The organism is Acerihabitans sp. TG2, assembly GCF_035013185.1.
Taxonomy (GTDB): domain Bacteria; phylum Pseudomonadota; class Gammaproteobacteria; order Enterobacterales; family Enterobacteriaceae; genus Acerihabitans.
Map to the genome: position 1 here is coordinate 1 of NZ_JAYGJO010000001.1, position 22902 is coordinate 22902.

Sequence of the window (22902 nt, forward strand, 5' to 3'; positions counted from 1 at the left end):
CAAGATGATGAAGGGTTGCTGACGCGACAGGCCATGGACTACACGCTCAACCACTGGGCAGAATTGATAGGTTATTGCGATCATGGGCAGGTGAACATCAGCAATGCGTTGGCGGAAAATGCCATCCGCCCGTTTGCAATCGGTCGCAAGGCGTGGTTATTTGCCGACAGTTCGCAGGGTGCCAGCGCCAGTGCCGGATGTTATTCCTTGATCGAAACGGCGAAGGCCAATCAGTTAGAGCCGACGGCGTATATCCAGTATGTGCTGGACCACATCGGCGAGGCGGACTCGCAAGAAAAACTCGACGCGTTATTACCCTGGAATGAGGACCTGGTCTCTTATTTAAAAAATGTGCCACAGTATGGATAGGGGGAGTACGTCGATTTAACGGCGCTTACGATTTAACTCTACTTATCTTAGGGGCAGTTTGGTCGGGCAACATGATAGCCACAAACTCACAGGTGAGACAGATGACTAACGGATTAACCTTATTTTGGGAGATTTACTCCTTCGATGTTATGATTATTTGTATCACAGATGAGACGTAGCTGAGTGAGGTTAAGATGCTCGAAGAAAAAAATATGAGTAAACTTCGTCAGACAAAAGGCTCGGTTGTACGGCCCTCAACCGAAGCGGCCTTGGTCAAGTTAGGCAATGATATCGAATTCGCACGTAGAGTAAGGGGTATCCCCGCTGATAGGTTTGCAAACTCAGCGGGAATCTCGCGCTCAACTTTACATCGACTTGAGAGTGGTAATGGTGCCGGTATCTCACTTAACACGCTCGCGATGGTGCTCACTGTTCTTGGGAAGCTTGATCTCTTGAGTCATTTGATTGACATGCGTAATGACGACATCGGTCTGTCTATGCTGCGTGACAATGTTATGCAAAATGCAAAGCCGCTCCGTAAAGATGTCAAAGCGAATGTCGTGATCCGGTCGGGGGCGAAGGTGGTGAAACCAGCATCAGGCACAGCGGCCACTAAGAAATCGACAAAATCTGGTGTAGAAGCAAAGGGGGAGGAAAATCAGAGGACGTTGGTGGTCAGCCCGTCAGGACGTACATCATCGCTGCTCTCTCGTTTAAAAGCTACACGAGACTCTTCCGGCTGATGATTAGAGAATTTATATGAGGCAAAGACTTTACGTTTGGATGGATGATCAAGATCTGGTCGGACAGTTGGATTTCAACATCGACGGAATGCGACAGAACTCCGTGTTCACCTATGCGCAGAGTTGGATCGATAATCCGGAAGGCTATGATCTCTCTCCCTTCATGCCGCGCAGCCAGATAGTCGCGTCGGCCAGCCTGCAGGGAAATTCATCTCCCGTTGTGATGCCGATCGCCGATAGCACGCCTGATTCCTGGGGGCGCGCTATTATGCGTGCAGCAAATGGCGGTCGCGCAATGAATGATTTCGAGTACCTTATTGGGGTCGATGATTTCCTACGTTCGGGTGCACTTCGCTTTTATGAGAGCGATGCGCCGGATGCGCTTCCTGTAGCCCAACCCAGGACTGGGGAAAAGGACTATTCCATACCGCGGCTCATTGAACTCGAGACTATGATTCATGAGGCTCGCGCCTTAGAGGCAGATCCGGCTCATTATCGTGAAAACCGGGCAAAGTTGCTTGCCGGACAAATATTGCTTGATGCTGCAGGCTCGCTAGGCGGCGCGCGACCAAAAGTAAATGTGCGTGAAGAGGACCAGACTATCTGGATAGCGAAGTTGCCTAAGATGGGCGATGAATATGATATGGCGCGTGCCGAAGTACTCACGCTTCGTCTTGCAGGTGAAATAGGAATGACGGTTGCTGAAGCTAAGCTATTTGTTGTAGCCGGCCAGTTTCCGGTTGCTTTAATCAAGCGTTTTGATCGGTCTTATGAAAATGTTAAAAACCCTCGTCGTATCCATTTTATTACGGCGCAGACTTTTATGGGCTTAGCGGGGACCGAGCCATCAAACTATGTCTCTATAGCAGAGCAGATGATGATAAATGGTGCTGGTGATGATTTGGTCGAACTTTGGACACGTATGGCTTATTCTGTACTGATCCAGAATACAGATGATCATCTGCGTAATCACGGCTTCATCAGAACGGCCAATCGCTGGGCTCTTTCCCCCGCCTATGATATTAATCCCGACCCGTCAGTTGGCGGCACCCTCAAGACCGCGATAAGCGACATCCATGGAAACGAACTCAAAATTTTGGAGGTGTTGGACGCAGCGCAGCTCTTTAATATCGACACAGATGAAGCTCGCGAGGCTCTCCGGGTCATGGCGGAAATCATTAGAGACAGATGGCGCCCTCTTGCCTCAGAGTTGGGAATGACTGCGAGAGACATCAAGGCGCTTGCACCCGCCTTTGAAAGTCCGCAGGTGAAGGAAGCATTGAGTCTGTGACGACCGAATTTCTGCAGCTATACATGGGGTTGGGTTTGCGTCGCTCGCCGGTCTTCGTAGGGCAGGCTACAATCGCACGCTTGAGGTGTTTTCGCGTCCCTTTATGCGGCGCTATGCAACGTCTTATCATTTTGGTGAAATCGTGGTCTGTGAGGACGGCACCCGTAGCAACTTTATCTTTGAGGATTACGACGATGCGTGTTTCGCCTGGCGCTATCCGGACCTGACCGAACACGTGCTATACACCGCACGCGTGATTGAGCATACGATCAGTCATGAAATGGCCGACGAGGCAAGGATAGTGATGACTTTCCAGCTCGCGCAAGAGCGTCTTAAAGACGTGATGGAGATGCCAAACCAGGACGCGAACCGGATCATTCGTTCCATTAAGGAAAATGGTTGGTGCGTGTCAGGTAAGCTGAAGGCGGAGTATCCACGCCTGGAAGATGAACTCACGGCGCAGCGTATCGTCGTAGCTGTGCAGTCCGCATTTGAGAATAGTGACGACGATCCTACCGAGCATTGACGGCACGGTTGGTTTCTAGACAAGAAGCGTTTTTTTTAACCAGAGAACGCTATAGCGCCCAGCGTTGCGCTCATTATCTCCCGCGCCAGCAAACGAACTGCTATTTAGTTATTATGTGCATGCTTGAGGCAACCTGATCGATAAAATCAATATCGATTTAGTTGTGGGAATCTACTCTCTGGGGTGTTTCATGCGGGAACGTATTTCTAATATAAGAATTATAATATTCTAAATTTTAGCGTAAATGATATCATCACTATTATAGATTATACGCTACGGTGATGTTGCGAGTATCAATGATTGAATATTTAGTAACCAATGATTGTTATTATTGTGATGAATAGTTCAATGTTGGTTGGTTGTTCTGATTAGATGATTTTTCTGGCAATAGCAAATGCTGCAAATAAATAAAGTGTGCTGTGCAAAACTGACGTCAGGTTTTTGAATTATCTTATGGTCGGTATCATAAACGACTGGCCGAATAGGTATTGACGTGCATTGGTACCAACTATGTGGCAGCCTCCTATCCCGCCTGAATAGCCGTCAATACGGTTCATGCTGGATGACTACGGATGTTGATAAATGTAAATTACTTAATTTACCCCGTTTTTATTTAGGTTGGTTGAGGATTTTTTTCAGCCAAGAAAAAACTGACAGCATCCTCTATACCAATATCAACAGGCAGCGTATTTTCTCTTTTTCCCTTATATAACCAGAATTTGAATTCTCCAACATCAGCTGATGAAATATTTTTGAGGATAACGTTTCTGTTGTGCTCAAGCCGGTCATCATTAGTTTCTTCAGACGCTAATTTCAACATTCTACGCTGTTTGCTATTATTTATTTCATCAGTCATTGGCATTATCTTCTTGTTGGGGGCGGGGAGTATGTTATATGAGTAAATTTATTTACAACACACTTATCTTCTTTAATGGGAAATGATGATAAAAACCTTGATCCATCCCCTAAAATAGGGAATTGTCATAATTAATCATGTTTTATTGCTAAATTTTTTAATGCCCATATTGCTAGCATGGCTGTTTTTCATTTTTAATACTTTGAGTGCGTCATTTTCGGGTGCTTATCTGTCTCAAATGCTCGGTACAAGCGACGGTGGTTGCGAGCGCTATTCCAGGATGTTCAGTCCAGTATTGACGGCCCTACGAATATTCCTACATTGGTGCGGGATAGTGTTCCGGCGTTGGCATTGAACGCGTCGGTATACGCAATGTAATTCTTCTGGTTGTCAATTGACATCCAGAAGAATGTAATCCATATTGGAGGCTGATGATGACCCGTTCCCCTCATTCGAAAAAAGAGGTTGAAGACGCGCTAAGTTATGCTGAAAAGCAGGGATGGCGTATAGACGTTGGCGGCAGTCATGTCTGGGGGAAAATCTACTGTCCTTACAATGACCGTGAGTGCCGTTGTGGTGAATTTTGTATCACAAGCGTTTGGCGTACGCCGAAAAATCCGGGCAACTATGCGCATGCTTTGCGCCGGGTGGTGGATAACTGCACGACGCATCGTATATTGCTATTGCGTGATTCCGACGCTTAAGGAGTAATGATGGAATATACCTTTACCTTAAAGTACCAGCTCGCCGCGCACGAGAGTGAGCTCGATGTGCTCGTCGAACGTCTGGGCGCCGCCGGCTGTGACGATGCGCTGGTGGGCATTGGGTTGCCGGGCCGGTTGGCGCTGGTGTTTACCCGGGAAGCCGATAGTGCTGAGACTGCGGTACGCAGCGCATTGGCGGATGTACAGCATGCCGTACCGTCGGCTATGCTTATTGAAGCGGCGCCGGATCTGGTGGGGCTTACCGATGCGGCGGAGATTGTCGGCGTGTCGAGGCAGAATATGCGCAAATTGATGCTGGCTTATCCGGGGGATTTCCCGGTGCCGGTGCATGAAGGCAGTGCTTCTCTTTGGCATCTGGCGGATATTCTGGCCTGGTTGCAAGCCCGGGGAAACTATCGATTAACGCAGGATGTAGTGGAACTCGCACAGGTCGCCATGCAGGTTAATGTGGCTAAAGAGGCACGTCGTTTAACGCATCCAGAGACCCTTGGCCTGGAAGCGTTGGCGAGTTGATGTTTACATTGACCAACCGATATGGGTAAAACCGATAACGCGCGATACTCTTTTTCGGTGTTCAGGTCATCTGGATATTGTTGCTGAAAGCGCGTTTACGGTTTTTGTCTGCAGGTTTGAACCATGATTCCCTTGGGGACTAGGAGTAACAATAATGACTGATTCATCTAATTATATTCCACCGAAGGTGTGGCGCTGGAACCAGGCGAATGGTGGACGTTTTGCAAATATTAACCGACCAATCTCTGGGCCGACACATGACCAGGCACTCCCCGTGGGGCTTCATCCTCTTCAACTTTATTCGCTGGCAACCCCAAACGGCGTGAAGGTCACTGTGATGCTGGAGGAATTGTTGGCCCTCGGCCATGGCGGCGCCGAATATGACGCCTGGCTGATAAAAATCGGCGATGGTGATCAGTTCGGCAGCGGTTTTGTCGGGGTAAACCCGAACTCCAAAATTCCGGCACTGCTAGATCGCAGCGGCCCGCAGCCGATCCGGATCTTTGAGTCCGGTGCGATTTTGCTGTATCTGGCCGAAAAGTTTGGGGTTTTTCTGCCAACCGAAGCGGGCGCCCGCGCCGAATGTTTATCCTGGCTATTTTGGCAGGTGGGCAGCGCGCCTTTTCTGGGCGGCGGTTTTGGACACTTTTATGCCTATGCCCCGACCAAGATCGAATACGCGATCGACCGTTTCGCCATGGAAAGCAAACGTCAACTTGACGTGCTCGATAAGCAACTGGCCAATAACGAATACGTTACCGGGGACCAGTACACTATCGCTGACATGGCCATCTGGCCCTGGTATGGCGTCCTGGCGAAGGGAGAGCTGTATGAGGCCGCTGAGTTTCTGCAGGTGCATGAGTATAAGCATCTCCAGCGCTGGGCTGATACTGTTGGCGCGCGTACGGCGGTTCAGCGTGGTCGGATGGTCAACCGTGTGTTTGGCGACCCGACAAGCCAGTTGCACGAACGGCATGATGCCGCTGACTTTGCCACCAAAACCCAAGACAAGTTGACTGATTCTCTTTAGGCATCGGTAACCTGCACGCTGGCGCTTATCTGCCGTGATGGCATATGTTATGGCATATGTTATGGTAAATCAGCGCCAGTTGTTCGGGGCGTTTTCCAATGGTCGGTGATTTCTGGCCGAGAAACCACAATATCGTCAAGCATATAGGCATCACCGGCCTTCTTGACCCGGTGTATCCGACACGGTGGTGCTACTCATCCCCAGGCGTCCAATAAACGGTAGACGCAGCGCGGGTTGTTTTACATCCACACCAAAACCCAGTCCCAGTACGTTCAGTTCAACGCCTTCTTCGATTCCAATGCTCAATCCCAGCAGACCGAGCAATGAAACCTGCCAGCCGCTACCCGTTGGGGACATTCCTATGGGGTGGCTGATTGATCGGTAGTCTTTGCCGATCGCATTGGCCGGCAGGTCGAGCCGCAAAGCGGGAACTTCCCGCCCAATGTGAGCCATAAAGGTATTACTATTAGGTCCTGGATAACTTCGGTAGGTATGGGCGTAGGGATAACTGCGGATAGCCGCTTCAATTTGCGTGATGATGGCATCGACGCCCTGGCCTTGCAGATTAACGAGCAGCATTGGCCGAGCTCCAAACCACAGCCCGTCGGGTAGGCCGTAATTGCGCTGAACCACATCATTGCCACGCCATCCAACCACGTCATAACGAGTATAAGCGGTTTCTCCGGCACGTTTGTAGATGATCCAAGGGTGTACCGCAAACATACCTCGCCAGCCGTAGGTTTTGGCTACATACACCTGCACGATGGCACTGTGCTCCAACTGCACCGGGTTGGGTGCGATGCCGGCCGAATAGCGCGGTGCGGTGGCCCAGCTTTGATTTTTAGCCCCGCTGCGTGGCAATACATCATCAGCCAGGCTAAAGCCGTAAGACACACTAAGCCATACTGCCAACCCAACAGTTATACGTTGTATCAACTTCATGTGGTCCACCGGTTATTATGGGTTGCACAGGGTGGTCGGTTATTTTGGCTCCGGTATTTCATGCGCAACCTGTGCCACCAACCACTACTGATATTAACATGCGCGTTTGCATCACTAAATGAGGTCAGTCTGTTTTACTCTAGCGTGCTATATCCATTTCACCCAATAACCAGTTCCTTAGGTTAGCAATATCCTCGCGCTCCGCGAGTTCCGGCAATGTGACAAAATAGTAATTTGCGCCGGTGAGCGTGTGATCAAAGGGGGCGGTTAACACCCCTTGTCGAATAAAATCCTGCGCCAATAGTTTGCTGACAACCGCCACGCCCAGACCGGCAATCGTCGCCTGAAGGGCATGGGTTTCATCGTTGAAATGCAGACCAGCCTCAATGTTGAGCGTGGCAGGTCCGATGCGATCACGCCAGTTTTGCCAACTGGGCGCGCAAGAGGGCACATGTCGGTTATCCACGTGAAACAGTGTGACTGACGTGAGATCGTCTAGTCGTTTGATGGCTAACGAAGGGCTGGCAACCAACGTAAAACGATCCTCATACAGTAAGGTGCAGGCTAACGCCGCCTCCGGCGTTTCACGGTAACGAATCGCGGCATCCACCGTTTTTTGCGATAAATCCACCCGATCAACACTGGTATGCAGGCGTAAATCCATGCTCGGCCAAGTCGCTTTCAGGTGTGCCAAACGCGGTACTAGCCAGTGGGTAAGAAAATTGGAGGTGGTGGTGATAGTGAATGCCGGTGGTGTGTTGAGTGCGTGGATTTTATCCACCGTATCTCGTAGATCGCTAAATAGGCGCTGTGTCGTGTGAAAGAGGGTTTCTCCGGCTGAGGTCAACAATACGCCTTTGACATTGCGATGGCAGAGCGTGGTTTCCAGAGTGTGTTCCAACAGGCGAATCTGATGGCTGACGGCGGTGGCCGTGACGCCAATGTCCTCGGCTGCCAACTTAAAGCTACGATGCGTGGCCACGGCGTTGAACACCCGCAGTGTGCCCAATGGGGGTAAACGGGTTGGTCTCATGATGAATTTATCTCATCTATTGATGAAATCAATGACTTTGAATTAGCCATAATAAAAGCGATAAGCTCATTAAACGTCATCTTTGTAATGAATACAATTCATCTATATACCTTTTATCTAGGAAAGCAGTATGGCAACGTGTTTTTTGGATCTGGGAAAAAAAAATTCACCGTTAGTGGCACTGTCGTTGGCACAATTTGTTATCGCGTTGGATTATTCCGTTATCTATGTGGCTCTGCCGGAGATCGCGCGAAGCATGCAATTGACCGGTTCACATGTGCAATGGGTGGTATCAGCCTATGGGGTGATGTTCGCCGGTTTTTTGCTGATGGGCGGCCGACTCTGCGATGCGTTTGGCGCCAGAAAAATTTTTATTCTCGCCATGACGTTGTTCAGCTTGGCATCGCTATTGGGCGGTATGAGTACCGGCGCGTCGGTCCTGGTGGCCGCGCGCGGATTGCAGGGGTTAGGCGCCGCCCTGTTACAACCTGCGATTATCGCGTTGATCTCCCATTATTATCGGCTGGAGCGGGACAGGGTAACGGCGTTAACCGTATGGAGTGCAGTGGGTGCTGCGGGATTAGTTGCCGGAGTCGTATTGGGCGGCCTTTTTATCCAGCTCAGCTGGCGGTTGGTCTTTTTAATCAATCTCCCTCTGGGGTGGTTTTGTCTGTGGTCCGCGCGTCGCAGTTTTCATGGCGTTATTCCCCTGTCACCGAGCCAGAACATACCACTACTGCCATCATTACTCGCAACGCTCAGCGTGGTGAGCATGGTGATGGCGATGATGTCGTTGGCCGACCATGGGCTTAACCATATTGAAACCCATCGCTGGCTTGGCGTTAGCGCGATAGCCAGCCTGTGTTTTTTACTTGGCGAAAAATACGGTAATCGACCGCTGGTGGTAAGGGAACTGCGGCGTTTGACCTCGCTGCATCGGGGCAGTATTGCCAGCATTTTGTATATGGCTAGTCTGGGCAGCGAACTGTTTTTATTGACTATGCTGCTGCAGGGGCATTATGGCTATAGCGCCATGCGGACCGCATTCATGTTTATTCCGTTGACCCTGATGATTATTGCCGGTAATGGTGTTGCGGGTAAATTGTTCCGTTTAATCGCGCCGCTTAACGTGCTGCGTGGCGGTTTTATCGTTGGGGCTGCTGGCTTATGGTTGATGACCATATCGTTAACCGGGCAGACCGGTTGGGCAAGTTTCACTGCCGGATTATTACTCAGCGGCGTAGGCCACGGGATGGTATATACCGCGACATTCGTGGTCGGCATGACCGAGGTACCTGAAGCGTTGCAAGGTGCGGCAAGCGGCCTGATGGTGACCGCACAATACACCGCCGGCGCCATTGCCCTCGCAGTGCTGGTGTCCATACTCAGCGCCTACCAGGGGATCAGTGGCTTCTATTATGGTTTTAGCACCTTGTTGGGTCTGTCGCTGCTGGGCGCGCTGCTGGCGGAGGAGTATGACCAGACTGTGTAGCCTTTTGCGCTGGATGCAGCCATTACACCGATCCGGCCGCAGTTTACCATGCCGGATGTGATCAAAAATATTCCGGCCCGACGGTCAACATGTCAGCGGATTGGTTTTATGCATCAGATAATACTTTCCATTCTCCCCGCGCCCCGACGAGATGATTTTCCACCCATGGTGCAGGTAGAATTGCTGTGCCCCTAGGTTTTCCCTCAGGCATTTTAATGCCAGGGTGGTGCGACATAAGGGATAACACGCCGCCAGAAGTGCGCTGGCGACACCCTGGCGCTGGTAGTCCGGATCGACAAACAGATTGTGCAAAAAACTGTCCGGCAGCCATAGCGACGCAAAACCGGCAATATGGCCGTGCACTTTGGCCACCAAGATTTTTTCGTCAAATGTGGCACTATCAAAATCCTCAAGTTGCCAGTGCCTTGGATCCAGCCAAGGCCATCCTTGTTTTCGTGAGGATAGGAATAGCGTGCGCAAAAATGGTCGATCCGCTTCATGATAGTCACGAATCACGATATTCGCCCCTGACATAGTATTCCTTATCATTAGCTACCTGTAACGCAAAACCTGGTAGCTAATATTATTAGCCAACATCACCATTAACTCCACGATAATTATATGAAAAATAATTTATCATGGCATTGTTAGAGTCAATAATAAAACCCAGCCAGGAGGTCAACACCCTTCCCGCGATATGGCCCCTGAACGGCAACCAGCGCATGCCTATCAGGTTTTAAGCCTCGGGTACGTAGGCCGTGTTTGTTCAACAGCATCACTGGTTTAGCTAAGCTCCACTGTTTTTTGACGCCTTGATACACCCTGAACACCAGAGGTTATAAACGCTTAATGAGTGTTAAGATAATTGATAGACCTGTTAGAGGTTGCATCCATAGCAAGCCTCTTATATTATCCAAAATCTCCCTAGAAATTAAAGTCAGCTTTTTAATTATCCGCTATGGGTAATCAATGATGAGTGATAGTTAATATGGTAGGCATCTTTTATGGACAAACCTTTAGACGATAACCAGGAATTTTTTATCCAATTGATAAAAAGAGAAATCAAGTTTTACCTAATAAGACTATTAAAAACCAGCAACGCGTTCTGTTTTTCTTACTTTATGATGAATAAATCGGATAGTTTTCCTATTTCGATTATATCCGACTATCCCACCAGTTGGTTGAACCAATACCGCAGCTACGGTTATCAAAAAATTGATCCCGTGGTGCTTATTGCCAGCCGCAAAGTTTCGCCTTTTTTGTGGCCTGATAACCCATCGATTATTCGGCATCATAGTTTTTTTCGGTTGTCAAAACAATATTGTCTGGACAGCGGTTATACATTTATACTTCATGACGGGGATAACAATTTAGCAACATTCAGCATCAGTTGCCGGAATGGGAGTGCAGATTTTTATCGTTTGGTAGAACAAAATAGTGAAAAACTCCAAATGCTACTGATTAACACCCATGAAAAAGTCATGGTTTTTCGTAACGCACACTTACCGCTATTACCGCTGAATGGCGAAAAGCCGGTGGTCCAGCAGCTTTCCCCGCGCGAAAAAGAGGTGTTATTTTGGGCTAGCGTCGGTAAAACCTATGGTGAGGTGGCCACTATTCTGGCAATACGCGAAGGTACGGTAAAATTTCATATCAGAAATATCATCGAAAAACTCGGTGTCACCAATGCAAAACATGCCATTACCCGTGCAATGGAACTGAAATTATTTAGTTAATACCCCGTTTATAATTACCGCCAAGCCAATATCAAATATAGGGTTATTCTGTTGCTGGTCGTGTTTTAGTCAATCTTTGTTGGACGATTATTCAGGATATTCTCTGTGGTTTAATCAGGGTTTAGTATGATGTGGGTCTGCGTGTAAAATTTAGTGCTATTCTACTCTATAGATTAAACGATATTGAGTAAGGCAGTTATGTATAAATTTATTTTGTGCTGTTTATTATTGCCTCTATCATGGCCCGTATTTTCTGCTCAGCCTAATTATAATGAAATTATAGAAGAGATAATAAATAACAAAGTTGTTAAATGCAGCGGTGAACCGGCATGGAAAATAACGTTGTTGTTTAATAATGACCATTGGATGGCGGGTCGACTTGACGCCTTGGCTCAGGCAGGTTTTACCCGACCGGGTGGTGAGGCTTCACGCTGGCTGCTCACACCTACTGGCATGCCCGGCGCGCAGGTAACATTCGACGACTGCGTTGGCCGAATGCTCATTCATCCCTGACACACCGGTTATTGACCTTTTGCGCGGCTGACCGGATAATCGTTTTACATGACTCGGGGTGTCCGCCGCAGCGCGTAGGACTGAGATTTTACCCGTATTACCTGATCTGGATAATGCCAGCGTAGGGAAGTCGCGGTCTCTCTCTACCGGGTCCGTGTTCCCACCGTTGGCTGGGAGCAATATGACCATTCTACCGATTGAATTACCTGGCTTAACTGCGCTCACCTCTCTCGAAGCGCTGCGTCAGCGCGCGCCATTGGTTCATTGCTTGACCAATGATGTGGTCCAGGAATTTACCGCCAATACCCTTCTGGCCCTCGGCGCCGCACCGGCGATGGTGATTGAACCACGCGAGGCTGCGCAGTTCAGCACTATGGCGGATGCTGTGCTAATCAATATAGGTACGCTGAGCCACAGGCGCGCCGAGGCGATGATGGCTGCCATACTCGGCGCCAATCAGGCTGGCGTTCCTTGGGTACTGGACCCAGTGGCGGTGGGGGCGTTGGATTATCGCACAGCGTTCGCTGTGTCTATTTTATCGTTGAAACCCGCCGCCATTCGCGCGAATGCGTCCGAAATTCTGGCTCTGGCCGGTGAGCCTAGCCTGGGCCGTGGCGTGGATAGTGCCGATGATTCGTTTCGCGCGTTGCCGGCCGCTGAACGGCTGGCCAGAGAGTATGGCACGCTGGTGGCCATCACCGGCCGGGTGGATTTTATCACCGACGGTGCGCGGGTATGGTCCGTGGACGATGGCGATCCGTTGATGACCCGGGTTACCGGCACCGGCTGCGCATTATCGGCGGTGGTAGCGGCTTTTTGCGCCCTGCCGGGAGATCGGCTGCAGCATGTGGCGGCAGCCTGTCGGGTTATGGCCCGCGCCGGTCGCTTAACCGCCTCGGCGTCGTCGGGGCCCGGTAGCTTTGCGGTGGGCTTTCTTGACCACTTATACGCCATGAGCCGCGAGGATTTACAATGAAACGCCAGATCAACCTACTCAGTATTGCCGGTACTGATCCCAGTGGCGGGGCGGGCATTCAGGCGGATATAAAGACCTTCTCGGCCCTAGGCGGTTATGCTACGTCGGTTATCACCGCCCTGGTGGCGCAAAATACCTGCGGCGTCCAGGCCATTTACCCCATCCCCCCGGCGTTTGTGAGCGAGCAGATGGATTCTGTACTGAGCGACGTGCGTATTGACAGCGCTAAGATTGGCATGCTGGGTCAGGCGGATATTGTGCGGGTCGTTGCGGAAAAACTGCGGCAGTACCCCATTCCATACGTGGTACTGGATACCGTCATGGTGGCGAAAAGCGGGGACTTTTTATTGGCACCGGACGCTATTGGCGCGGTGCGTGAACTGCTATTGCCGCTCGCGTCCATTATTACCCCCAATCTGCATGAAGCGGCAGCACTGTTGGGTTGCCGTCTGGCCACCGACGAGCGGGAAATGTGCGAGCAAGGGCGGGCGTTACTTGCGTTGGGTTGCCGGGCGGTGGTGATGAAAGGGGGCCACTTGGATGGGGAACATAGCCCAGATTGGTTGATCACCGCCACAGACGCGGTCCGGGTCGATGCTATCCGGGTCAATACTCACCACACCCATGGCACGGGATGTACGTTATCCGCCGCGCTGGCGGCGCTGCGCCCGCAGCACGACGACTGGGCGCAAACGCTACAGGCGGCTAAAAACTGGTTGCAACAGGCGTTACTGCATGCTGATGAGCTACAGGTTGGTCAGGGCATCGGGCCGGTCCATCATTTCCACCAGTGGTGGTGACATGCCCAATAATACGCCTTTGGCGAAGCTCAGCAGCGCGAGCGCGTTTTGCAAATGCTGCGCATCGAAGGCGTTAAGTAAATAGCTGGTTTCGGCCCGCTGTGGCCGAATACGTAGCGAAGGCTGCAGCGGGGCGCCGCGTTTTTCCGGCAATGCGGTATAAATATAACCCGGTTGTATCTGGTTTTCCTCGTCGCGCCATGATAACTGCAGGGCGGGAAACGGGCTGAGGCAGCGACTGATAAAAACATTGCTGGCCCAGAAGCCTTCGTATTCACCGTCCTTGTGCAACCTTTTATCGCTAAACGGCGGGGCGTCAAGCCAACGAGCCAGTGCAGTGGGGGTGATGGCTTGCTGAATTTGGTTCCATAGCGGCGTATCGTTTTCCAGTTGCCAGCAGGCCATGCCGATATAATCGTTCAGCCCCTGCCAATCGAGTTCCAACTGTCGCATCATCGGTTTATCGGTCATATTGCGATATTGAATCAGCGGGCTGACCAGCTCACCCAGTGTATTGTAGGTGATAAGCGTCATGGTGCGGGGCTTGCGGTGAAACGAGAGCCACAGGATAAGCTTTGGGATGCGAAAAGCAATCGACTGTACGCTAAGGCGATATTGGTTCTCTTTGGTGAGCACAAACCCATTAGAGGTTCCGCGTTTTTCGTGATAGTTATGAATGACCACCACGCTGTCGGAGCCCATCCAACCGGTAATGTAATGTTCTTTGTCACTGTCGGTGACTTTCATATCCCCGACCATGGTGCAGAGTTTCTTTTCATCCAGTGTCGACAACGGATGTGTTTCTCCGGCGCTGTAGTAAAGCGTCTGCGGGCTGGGCTGGGGGGGTAAAAAAGCGTGCATTATGACGTCCTGAACCGGCAACATGACCTATAGCTTACCCTAAGTTGTTATACAAGTTCTTGTTTGACCCTTTGCTTACTGCCAATTCTGTGCGGGAGATCAAATCCTCAACGGTAAAAAAATACTGGCCTAGCCGTGGCGGAGTGTGGCATTAGGAACTACGATTGGACTGCTCACTCAGGAAAATGCCCCGCGTCGTGACATTTCCTTTTTCACCGGTCGACAGTTTTATGCCGCACCTAAGGTTATATCTCGCCATTATTCGTAAGCGCCACAGCGTCACTGGCCAGAAGTGCGAGGTATTGCCTAGTATCCATTCATGGAGGCTATAATTATGACCACTATTTCATCACTGTTGGGTAAAGACGCCGCAACGTTGTTGGAACACCACTGCACCACCATTCCCGCAGAACATTTGTGCTTGCCTGGTAGCGATTATGTCGATCGAGTTATGATCGATAGCGCGCGTTCACCGGTGGTGTTGCGTAACATGCAAACATTGTTTAATACCGGACGCCTTGCGGGTACCGGATATCTTTCCATTTTACCCGTAGATCAAGGCGTCGAGCATTCAGCCGGGGCGTCCTTTGCCGCCAATCCCCAGTATTTTGATCCAAAAAATATTGTTGAACTGGCGATAGAGGCTGGCTGTAATTGCGTCGCATCCACTTATGGCGTCCTGGCAGCGGTATCTCGGCGTTATGCCCATCGCATTCCCTTTTTGGTCAAAATTAACCATAACGAGACACTGAGTTACCCCACCCAGCATGATCAAACCCTTTATGCCACCGTCGATCAGGCTTTTGATCTTGGTGCGGTAGCGATAGGCGCGACTATCTATTTTGGCTCAGAGCAATCGCGCCGGCAAATCGAAGAGGTCTCTGCCGCGTTCGATCGCGCCCATGAGTTAGGATTGGTCACGGTACTATGGGCCTATTTGCGTAATTCCGCCTTTAAAAAGGATGGGGTGGATTATCATGCCAGCGCCGATTTAACCGGACAGGCGAATCAACTGGCCGTCACCATTGGTGCCGATATCGTAAAACAAAAACTGGCCGAGAATAACGGCGGTTATAAAGCGATTAATTTTGGCTATACCGATGAACGTGTGTATACCGACCTGACGTCGGAAAACCCCATCGATCTTGTCCGTTATCAATTGGCCAACTGTTATATGGGCCGCGCTGGGCTTATCAATTCCGGTGGTGCATCTTTAGGGGCGACAGATCTGGCAGAATCCGTTCGTACCGCCGTGATTAATAAGCGTGCCGGCGGTATGGGCGTGATCATGGGGCGTAAAGCGTTTAAACGCCCGATGAAAGAGGGCGTGGCTCTGATTAACGCGGTACAGGATGTCTATTTGGATAAGTCCATTACCGTCGCTTGATCAGCACAATACCCCGCTGTTGCCCTGCCACACAGCGTGTAGGCCGGAACGTCCGACGACGTTCAGCGGGGGACGCCTTAACCTAGTGCTTGCCGTGCCCATGCCAGCGGAGGCATTCACTTTAGCAGTGGACACATCGGCGGTAAACGACAGGTAAGCGCCGCCGGTAACACCTGGATATGAAACTTTTTGCCTGTTAGAGGTTCCCCGTCAAGGTTGAAGGTCACCTCATGGGGTGACACTATGTCAAGCCAAGGTAGAGAGGCGGTGACAATATGGGCGTTTTGTTCATCCCGGGTCAGGCTATTGAGTAAAATCGGTAGCAACTCTTGTGAGGCGTAAATCCGCAGTTGCAATAAACCGTCGTTAATGAAGGCATCTGGACATAACTCCTGTCCGCCACCGGCCTGTCGGCCATTACCTATGCCAATGACCAGAGCCTCATCCGCCCAGTGAAAATCCGGCCCACGAATGTCGCAGCTATCCGCTTTAAGCGTATCCATACGCAGTAAGCCATGAATAAAATAAGAGACCCCACCCAAGGCTGATTTGAGTTTGTCGGGGGTTTCGGTGGTAATTCGGGTGCCAAATCCCCCCGTGGCCATATTAATAAAAAAGCGGTCGTGATTAACTTGGGCAATATCAATGTCGACCGGTTTGCCCATGATTGCCAGCAGTAGCGCCTTGTCCAACTCTGACGGAATGGCCGCGCTAAGCGCAAAATCGTTGGCAGTGCCCAGCGGCAGTATCCCCAGGCATGGGCGTTGCGCCGCCGGCAGTTGCGTCAACACGCCAGCAATCTCGTTGATGGTGCCATCGCCGCCGCCAGCAATCACCGTATCAACCTGTAGTTCCACCGCCTCCAGGACGTAGCGTCGTGCATCGCCATGTTCCCAGGTGACCCGCACCTCGATTGGATAACCGGCTTCCCGCTGTTGATGTACCGCAAGCCTAACCGACTCATTGCCCGCATTTTTGCCATTGATAATCAGCAACGACGCTGGCAGTCCCGACCTGGTTGATTTCATTAATAGCAACCCTTGCAGTAATAAGCAGGTTTGATCTCTCCCCGCCCACCGATTAATAGCCATAAACTCTAGTCGAGAAATGGCCAAGATACCAGATCGTATCGTGTATAAGCCGCGGCCAGCCAAATAATGCACAATAAAAAGCCAGCTCAAGGGAGGATGAGCTGGCGAAAGAGGTGGTACATGGTCAAGCTGGGTCATTGTTTTGCATTTTGATTCAGCACCAACATGATACGCTTTGGGCTGGCGAAGGAGTGTGACCCGATTCTAATTTCCAGCTTATACCCGGCATACTTCGCGCCGCAGGTGCGTTGGCTGTTCTCGTTCACCCCAGTCACTTACCGATGTAAGCTCCTGGGGTTCACTGCGTTGCCGCCTTCCTGCAACACGAATTATTTAGGGTATACCCGGCATACTTCGCGCCGCAGGTGCGTTGGCTGTCCTCGGCTCTTGCCAGCTTTTATAGGGCGGGTGTAGCGGTTTTACTGTGAGGGTTGCGGGTGGTGGTGCCCGATAGGTTACGCATTAGCAGGGCAAATTTAAGCTCAAGGGCGTCAGGGATCGGTAAATAAACCGTATGACCGTCGCCAGGTGCCACAGTAGCATCTGCACCGCTTTTGGTGACAATCCGCTGCAAAATGAAATTAATATTGCCCTCGGGGGTCATCAACTCGACGCTGTCGCCCAGTGAAAATTTATTTTTCACCACCACTTCCGCCAATCCATCGCGACGTACCCCGGTAAATTCGCCCACAAATTGCTGAGTGTCGGAAACAGAGTATCCCACGGCATAATTTTGCTGATCTTCATGCACATGGCGCCGCAAAAAACCCTCGGTGTAGCCACGATGAGCCAGACCTTCCAGCGTACGCAACAGTGTCGGATCGAAAGGTTTACCCGCCACGGCGTCGTCAATGGCCTGACGATAGACCTGAGCGGTACGCGCACAGTAATAAAAAGATTTGGTCCGCCCCTCGATTTTCAGTGAGTGGACGCCCATGGCAGTCAGGCGCTCTACGTGGGCAATGGCCCGCAAATCCTTGGAGTTCATAATATAGGTGCCGTGTTCATCTTCAAACGCACTCATATATTCGCCTGGACGCTGGGCTTCCTCCAGCATAAAAACCCGATCGGTCGGCGCGCCGATGCCCAACGTGGGTTCCACGTTCGTCACGGCTATTGGTTCATGTTGGTGCACAATATTGCCGATATCATCTTCTTTGCCTTCCTGAACTTTATATTCCCAGCGACAGGCATTGGTACAGGCCCCCTGATTGGGGTCGCGCTTATTGAGATACCCCGACAACAGACAGCGGCCGGAGTAGGCCATGCACAGTGCGCCATGGACAAACACTTCCAGTTCGATTTCCGGCACTTCGCGGTGGATGTCTTCAATTTCTTCCAACGACAGTTCGCGCGACAGGATGACTCGTGTCAAACCGGCTTGGCTCCAGAATTTCACTGTTGCCCAATTAACCGCGTTGGCCTGTACCGACAGGTGGATAGGCATATCCGGGAACGCCTGGCGGACCAGCATGATCAAACCCGGGTCCGACATAATTAAGGCATCGGGGCCCATCTCAATGACCGGCTGCAAGTCGCGTAAAAATGTTTTCAGCTTGGCATTGTGTGGCGCGATATTCACAACGACATAAAATTTTTTCCCTAAGCGATGGGCTTCATCAATGCCCAAGGCCAGGTTTTCATGATTGAATTCGTTGTTACGTACCCGCAGGCTGTAGCGTGGCTGTCCGGCGTATACCGCATCGGCACCGTAAGCAAAAGCGTAGCGCATGTTTTTTAACGAACCGGCTGGGGAAAGAAGTTCGGGAGTAAGCATGTTAAATCTCGTCTGATGTCAGGTCAGTCTGCCATGCAGTGGCAGTAAAGGACCGGATTTTAGACCCAATGGAGGAATAAATCAGCTAAAACCGGCCGACAACAGGGTGAATGCATTGAGCTGACGCACTCACATGGCCCCTGCCGACGTATCGTACCCTAACCGCCGGTTCTCTATGTTCTCAGGTTTGGGCCACGTATATTATGTCCAGCACCCTGCTCCTTGATAACCGGTGGTTGGGACTGCACGACGCTACAGTCAATGGACTGCGGGACAACACCTACGATGTCATATCCATAATTTCTTCCGTCGCGGCGCATTTCATTGCCGCTTTAATCGCCTGTCGCGCGGCGGCTTCGGAGCTATAGGGGACGCTTTGCCCCAGTATTTGGTAGTTTTTGCCACGCAAAATGAAATACGGGCTTTGGCTTTTGGTTCGCATCAGCTCGTAGTTACTTTCATCTGGCGCATTGTAACGGGCGAAATTGATTGCATTCTCAGCTGACGCTTTACTGCAAAAAGTGTCGCTCGCAAGAATGACTTCATCATTCAAGCCTTTGAGTTTAAAGATGAAATGCCCATTTCTTACTTTTTCAAGTTCATAATGTACGGTTGCCATGTCGGCTCCTCCATTCAGACCGCGCTTTCACGCTAGTTCAAGTATAGGAGACTCCGGCGGGTTGTCACCGTGGCTAAAACGGTTAAGCAAAATCTCCTGCGTCCGCTTCCCAGCGATAACCCATGCCATACACTGCACGGATAAACACCACATCATCGGCCAGGCTTTCCAGCTTACGGCGCAAGTTTTTTATATGGCTATCGATGGTGCGATCGGTCACGACACGGTAGTCATCATAAATTAGGTCAAGCAGATTTTCTCGTGAGAATACCTGGCCGGGGGCACCAGACAAAATTTTTAACAGGCGAAATTCGGCGGGAGTGAGATCGAGCGGCATATCGCGAAACGAGGCTTTAAAGCGGTTTTCATCGATCTTAAGCGGGCTCGGTGTTCGCACAGTGACCAAAGGACGGTAGCAACGGCGAATGATGGCCTTGACCCGCGCGACAACTTCGCGCGGGCTGTAGGGTTTGCAGATATAATCGTCGGCGCCGATCTCAAGTCCCAGCAAGCGGTCAATTTCCTCGGTTTTAGCGGTCATCATGATGATGGGTACATCAGAAAACTGGCGAATCTCCCGGCAGACGGTCAAACCGTCCCATCCCGGCAGCATTAAATCGAGCAATATTAGCGCGGCAGGGGTTTTAAGCTGGTACTCAGCCACCTCGTCTCCGCGCGTCAGCCAATGAGTGCGGTAATCCGCCGCCTGCAGATAATCCACTAACAGCTGCCCAAGCTTAGGCTCATCTTCGACGATCAGAATGGTTAGCTGTTCTATAATGTGTTCGCTCATATCATCCTGGGCGGTTGGGGATCCAACGGTAATTGTACCGTGATTTGCAGACCGCCAAAAGGTGAATGGGTGGCGAAAATGTGACCACCGTGGGCATCCACGATATTTTGGCAAATCGGTAGACCGAGTCCCGACCCGCCGCTGGCACGATTGCGCGAACTCTCGGTGCGGTAGAATCGCTCGAAGATTTGCTTAAGTTGCCGGTCATCTACCCCGGGCGCACTGTCGCGCCAGCGCAATGTCAGTGTGCCAGCCTGAATGTCACCGTCAATAAACATCTGCCCCGGCCCGTCGGTATAACGCAAACTGTTTTCTAATAGGTTTAGGAATAGCTGGGTCAGACGGTCGGGGTCGCCGAACACCCATGCCTGCTCCGGCAGCGCCCGGCCGATGGTCACGCCCTTTTGTTGGTAACGTTCGCCAAATGTGGCCAGCGCGATCTCCAACAAATGGATCGCGTCCACATGATCTTTTCGATAAGCTAACGCCCCGGAATCTGAAAGCGAGAGTTGATGTAGGTCATCCACCAGCTTGGTTAGAATGGTCACTTCCGCCAGCAGGGATGAGAGTGAACCGGCGCTGAGTTGTCTGACGCCGTCCTGCAGTGCCTCAAGCTCGCCACGCAGTATAGTGAGCGGGGTTCGCAGTTCGTGGGAAATATCGGCCATGAATTCGCGGCGCATCGCATCGTTTTTTTCCAGCGAAATAGCCAACAAATTAAAGTCACCTGCGAGCCGCCCCAATTCGTCCCGGGTGCCGGTGACCACCCGGGCGGAGAAATTCCCACCGGCCAACTGATGGGTGCCATTCACCAGCTTTTTCACCGGAGCCAACAGCCCACGCGCGGTAAGCCAGGTCACTACCGCCGCCAGCAGTGCGGCCAATGCGACGATGAGCCAACTGGTACGGCGTTGTTGTGCGTCAAAGCTAATATCCACATTTCGAGTCAGACGATCCACCGGCGTGGACAGCACCCAGCCTACCAGGCTGCCGTTGACCTTGATGGCCCGTTGCGGTCCTTCATTGGGTAACGGTGCATTGGGGCCGACCAGCTTTTGCCGCTTGGCATCCACTACCCAAATTTGCGTTCGCATGCCGTGGGGCGGCAGTGATTGACCTTCGTCTACGTTTTGTTCAAATGAGCGTAGCAGTTGATAGACAAAACGATCGTTATTGCGCAAAAAACGCCAGTCACCATGCTGTTGGTACTGTTCGGCCAACGCCGTGCTCAATAACTCGATGCGTTGGTAATTGCTGCGTTTAATATAATCAATAAAACCACGCTCAAAACTGACCCGCACGCCCCAGTGCATGGTGATCACCACCAGCATGCAGGTGGCAAAAATGGCGAGAAACAGTTTGGCGGTAATCCCGAATTTTATCATGCTTCATTTTCCACCCGGTGAGCGTTGCGTTAATAATCCGTTTTGATTGGTATCTGGTGGCACCCGGGCAAACACCAGGGCCGGTAGTGCAATCACCAAGGCCATACAAATAAAGGTTGGGATGAAAAGAGCGCGCATGGACTCACCCGACAGCGGGCCAGCGGCCCCGACAAACAAACCCAGCAATATGCCTGCTGTGGTCACACCCAGACTCATTGCCAACTGCATGGTCATCGACAGCAGGCTGTTGCCGCCGCTGGCCAGTTCGTCGGGCAAATCCTTAAGGGTCAGCGTATTCATCGAGGTAAAGCGCATGGCGTTGACCACTCCCTGGAAAAAGAGCACCACCGGGATGGCGTAATCCCATCCCGCCAATGCGACCAGGGGAAGGGTCAGACTGATGACGGCCAATCCGAGCGTGGCGCCGGTAAGCACCCGCCTGTAGCCTACGCGGTTAACCAATTGCACAATGATACGTTTGGTACCCATGCTGCCGATAACCATCGGAATCATCATCAGGCCGGAATGGAAAGGGGTGAACCCTAGCCCCAATTGTAAAAAAAGCGGTGTCATAAACGGCAGCATCCCGCTGCCAATGCGCCCAAGCAGGCTACCCAGCAAACCTATGGAAAAGGTCGGGGTATTGAATAGTTGCAGGTTAAACAAGGCCCTGTCATTACCACGGGCATGCCGCCAGTAGGTAAACAGTGCCAGCAGTCCGGTGAGCACCAGCAAGGCAATGTACGGTGCTGCGAGATTAAGACCTTTGCTCCCATCCAGCGCCAGGGTCAGTGTAGCCATACCCGTTGCCAGCAGCAAAAAGCCCCATGCGTCAAAGCGCCGGGTCGGCATGCTGTAGTTAGGCATGAGCAGCCAGGTAATGAGTGCGCCGACCACGCCTACCGGCAGGTTAATCAGAAAGATCCAGTGCCAACTGACATACTCGACCAAAAAACCGCCCAGGGCTGGGCCGACCAGGGGACCGATTTGCCCGGGCAGGGTGACAAATGCCATTGCCGCCATATACTGCGAACGCGGGACGATTTTCATCACCGTCAGACGACCCACTGGCACCATCATGGCACCGCCAATTCCCTGGACCACCCGCGACCCTACCAGCGCTTGCAAGGTTTCGGCTTGTGCACACAGTAGCGATCCCAGGCTAAATAGCACGATGGCACTGAAAAAAACATGTTTTACCCCGAAGCGATCGGCCAACCAACCGCTGGCCGGCAGCATAATCGCCACGGTCAGCACATAGGCAACGATAACCAAATGCATATGCAGCGGGCTGGTGCCCAGACTGTGGGCCATTGAGGGTAGCGCAGTATTAACAATGGTCGTGTCCAGCGTTTGCATAAAAAAGCCAAAGGCCACGGTCCACAACTGCCAATGCACCGAAGCGGAGGGCGCAGACGAGGTGGTGGCTAAGTCATGATGAAAA

At 51.5% G+C, this 22902-nt stretch carries 24 protein-coding genes and 1 riboswitch; of the genes, 13 read left to right on the forward strand and 11 right to left on the reverse strand.

Annotated elements, in window-relative coordinates; genetic code table 11:
* From SJI19_RS00005 to SJI19_RS00020, 4 genes are all read left to right on the forward strand, one after another.
* The coding region (locus tag SJI19_RS00005) for an IS66 family transposase (RefSeq protein ID WP_323476212.1) at nucleotides 1-369 on the forward strand (369 nt) is incomplete at its 5' end.
* Nucleotides 370-563: 194 nt separating this feature from the next.
* Nucleotides 564-1112 (forward strand): helix-turn-helix transcriptional regulator, encoded by a 549-nt coding sequence (locus tag SJI19_RS00010; protein ID WP_323476213.1) that lies wholly within the window; start codon nucleotides 564-566, stop codon nucleotides 1110-1112.
* A gap of 40 nt (nucleotides 1113-1152) precedes the next feature.
* Complete coding sequence (locus SJI19_RS00015; protein ID WP_323476214.1) at nucleotides 1153-2403, forward strand: type II toxin-antitoxin system HipA family toxin; 1251 nt, start codon at nucleotides 1153-1155, stop codon at nucleotides 2401-2403.
* A 103-nt stretch (nucleotides 2404-2506) separates the two neighbouring features.
* The gene (locus SJI19_RS00020; RefSeq protein ID WP_323476215.1) at nucleotides 2507-2929 is read left to right on the forward strand and encodes a hypothetical protein; all 423 of its coding nucleotides are present in this window, start codon (nucleotides 2507-2509) and stop codon (nucleotides 2927-2929) included.
* A gap of 613 nt (nucleotides 2930-3542) precedes the next feature.
* On the opposite strand, the gene SJI19_RS00025 is transcribed toward SJI19_RS00020, so the two are convergent.
* Nucleotides 3543-3785 carry a hypothetical protein gene (locus tag SJI19_RS00025; protein WP_323476216.1) on the reverse strand — a complete coding sequence of 81 codons (243 nt, stop codon included), beginning with the start codon at nucleotides 3783-3785 and terminating at the stop codon, nucleotides 3543-3545.
* A gap of 434 nt (nucleotides 3786-4219) precedes the next feature.
* Between SJI19_RS00025 and SJI19_RS00030 the strand changes: the two genes are divergently transcribed.
* The 3 genes from SJI19_RS00030 to yghU all read left to right on the forward strand — a co-directional run bounded on the left by SJI19_RS00030 (nucleotide 4220) and on the right by yghU (nucleotide 6053).
* Nucleotides 4220-4489 (forward strand): hypothetical protein, encoded by a 270-nt coding sequence (locus SJI19_RS00030; protein WP_323476546.1) that lies wholly within the window; start codon nucleotides 4220-4222, stop codon nucleotides 4487-4489.
* 9 nt (nucleotides 4490-4498) lie between these two features.
* Nucleotides 4499-5023 carry a DNA-binding protein gene (locus tag SJI19_RS00035; RefSeq protein WP_323476547.1) on the forward strand — a complete coding sequence of 175 codons (525 nt, stop codon included), beginning with the start codon at nucleotides 4499-4501 and terminating at the stop codon, nucleotides 5021-5023.
* A 154-nt stretch (nucleotides 5024-5177) separates the two neighbouring features.
* Nucleotides 5178-6053 carry a glutathione-dependent disulfide-bond oxidoreductase gene (yghU, locus tag SJI19_RS00040; protein WP_323476217.1) on the forward strand — a complete coding sequence of 292 codons (876 nt, stop codon included), beginning with the start codon at nucleotides 5178-5180 and terminating at the stop codon, nucleotides 6051-6053.
* Between the two features lie 150 nt (nucleotides 6054-6203).
* Here yghU and SJI19_RS00045 read toward each other — a convergent pair whose 3' ends face one another.
* Together SJI19_RS00045 and SJI19_RS00050 are read right to left on the reverse strand one after the other, a co-directional pair.
* The gene (locus tag SJI19_RS00045) at nucleotides 6204-6995 is read right to left on the reverse strand and encodes a DUF3750 domain-containing protein (protein WP_323476218.1); all 792 of its coding nucleotides are present in this window, start codon (nucleotides 6993-6995) and stop codon (nucleotides 6204-6206) included.
* Nucleotides 6996-7134: 139 nt separating this feature from the next.
* The gene (locus tag SJI19_RS00050; RefSeq protein ID WP_323476219.1) at nucleotides 7135-8028 is read right to left on the reverse strand and encodes a LysR substrate-binding domain-containing protein; all 894 of its coding nucleotides are present in this window, start codon (nucleotides 8026-8028) and stop codon (nucleotides 7135-7137) included.
* Between the two features lie 130 nt (nucleotides 8029-8158).
* On the opposite strand from SJI19_RS00050, the gene SJI19_RS00055 reads away from it, so the two are divergent.
* Complete coding sequence (locus SJI19_RS00055; protein WP_323476220.1) at nucleotides 8159-9520, forward strand: MFS transporter; 1362 nt, start codon at nucleotides 8159-8161, stop codon at nucleotides 9518-9520.
* 84 nt (nucleotides 9521-9604) lie between these two features.
* Here the strand turns inward: SJI19_RS00055 and SJI19_RS00060 are convergent, their stop codons facing one another.
* Entirely contained in the window at nucleotides 9605-10039 is a 435-nt protein-coding gene (locus SJI19_RS00060; protein WP_323476548.1) for a GNAT family N-acetyltransferase, read from the reverse strand.
* A 485-nt stretch (nucleotides 10040-10524) separates the two neighbouring features.
* On the opposite strand from SJI19_RS00060, the gene SJI19_RS00065 reads away from it, so the two are divergent.
* From SJI19_RS00065 to thiD, 4 genes are all read left to right on the forward strand, one after another.
* On the forward strand, nucleotides 10525-11256 hold the full coding sequence (locus SJI19_RS00065) for a LuxR family transcriptional regulator (RefSeq protein ID WP_323476221.1): 732 nt from the start codon (nucleotides 10525-10527) through the stop codon (nucleotides 11254-11256).
* Between the two features lie 342 nt (nucleotides 11257-11598).
* Nucleotides 11599-11769: a hypothetical protein gene (locus SJI19_RS00070; RefSeq protein WP_323476222.1), complete on the forward strand. Its 171-nt coding sequence runs from the start codon at nucleotides 11599-11601 to the stop codon at nucleotides 11767-11769.
* Nucleotides 11770-11813: 44 nt separating this feature from the next.
* Nucleotides 11814-11914, forward strand: a riboswitch (TPP riboswitch).
* A 36-nt stretch (nucleotides 11915-11950) separates the two neighbouring features.
* Entirely contained in the window at nucleotides 11951-12745 is a 795-nt protein-coding gene (gene thiM, locus SJI19_RS00075; RefSeq protein WP_323476223.1) for a hydroxyethylthiazole kinase, read from the forward strand.
* Nucleotides 12742-13545, forward strand: a complete 804-nt coding sequence (thiD, locus tag SJI19_RS00080) for a bifunctional hydroxymethylpyrimidine kinase/phosphomethylpyrimidine kinase (protein WP_323476224.1) — start codon at nucleotides 12742-12744, stop codon at nucleotides 13543-13545. The genes thiM and thiD overlap by 4 nt, the downstream gene beginning before the upstream one ends.
* Here the strand turns inward: thiD and SJI19_RS00085 are convergent.
* Complete coding sequence (locus SJI19_RS00085; protein WP_323476549.1) at nucleotides 13492-14409, reverse strand: hypothetical protein; 918 nt, start codon at nucleotides 14407-14409, stop codon at nucleotides 13492-13494. The two genes, thiD and SJI19_RS00085, sit on opposite strands and share 54 nt — an antisense overlap.
* A 331-nt stretch (nucleotides 14410-14740) precedes the next feature.
* Here SJI19_RS00085 and fbaB point away from each other — a divergent pair, with 331 nt between their 5' ends.
* Nucleotides 14741-15793: a class I fructose-bisphosphate aldolase gene (gene fbaB, locus SJI19_RS00090; RefSeq protein ID WP_323476225.1), complete on the forward strand. Its 1053-nt coding sequence runs from the start codon at nucleotides 14741-14743 to the stop codon at nucleotides 15791-15793.
* 116 nt (nucleotides 15794-15909) lie between these two features.
* Here the strand turns inward: fbaB and yegS are convergent, their stop codons facing one another.
* The 6 genes from yegS to mdtD form a co-directional block, all read right to left on the reverse strand.
* Nucleotides 15910-16800, reverse strand: coding sequence for a lipid kinase YegS (gene yegS, locus SJI19_RS00095; protein ID WP_323476550.1), 891 nt, complete (start codon nucleotides 16798-16800; stop codon nucleotides 15910-15912).
* Between the two features lie 481 nt (nucleotides 16801-17281).
* A complete protein-coding gene (gene yegQ, locus SJI19_RS00100; protein WP_323476226.1) occupies nucleotides 17282-18661 on the reverse strand; it encodes a tRNA 5-hydroxyuridine modification protein YegQ in 1380 nt (459 codons plus the stop codon).
* A gap of 280 nt (nucleotides 18662-18941) precedes the next feature.
* Nucleotides 18942-19280, reverse strand: a complete 339-nt coding sequence (locus SJI19_RS00105) for a YegP family protein (RefSeq protein ID WP_323476227.1) — start codon at nucleotides 19278-19280, stop codon at nucleotides 18942-18944.
* 82 nt (nucleotides 19281-19362) lie between these two features.
* A complete protein-coding gene (gene baeR, locus SJI19_RS00110) occupies nucleotides 19363-20073 on the reverse strand; it encodes a two-component system response regulator BaeR (protein ID WP_323476228.1) in 711 nt (236 codons plus the stop codon).
* On the reverse strand, nucleotides 20070-21455 hold the full coding sequence (gene baeS / locus SJI19_RS00115) for a two-component system sensor histidine kinase BaeS (RefSeq protein WP_323476551.1): 1386 nt from the start codon (nucleotides 21453-21455) through the stop codon (nucleotides 20070-20072). Before baeS ends, baeR begins: the two co-directional genes overlap by 4 nt.
* 6 nt (nucleotides 21456-21461) lie before the next feature.
* Entirely contained in the window at nucleotides 21462-22817 is a 1356-nt protein-coding gene (gene mdtD, locus SJI19_RS00120; protein ID WP_416347477.1) for a multidrug transporter subunit MdtD, read from the reverse strand.
* Nucleotides 22818-22902 lie beyond the last annotated feature (85 nt).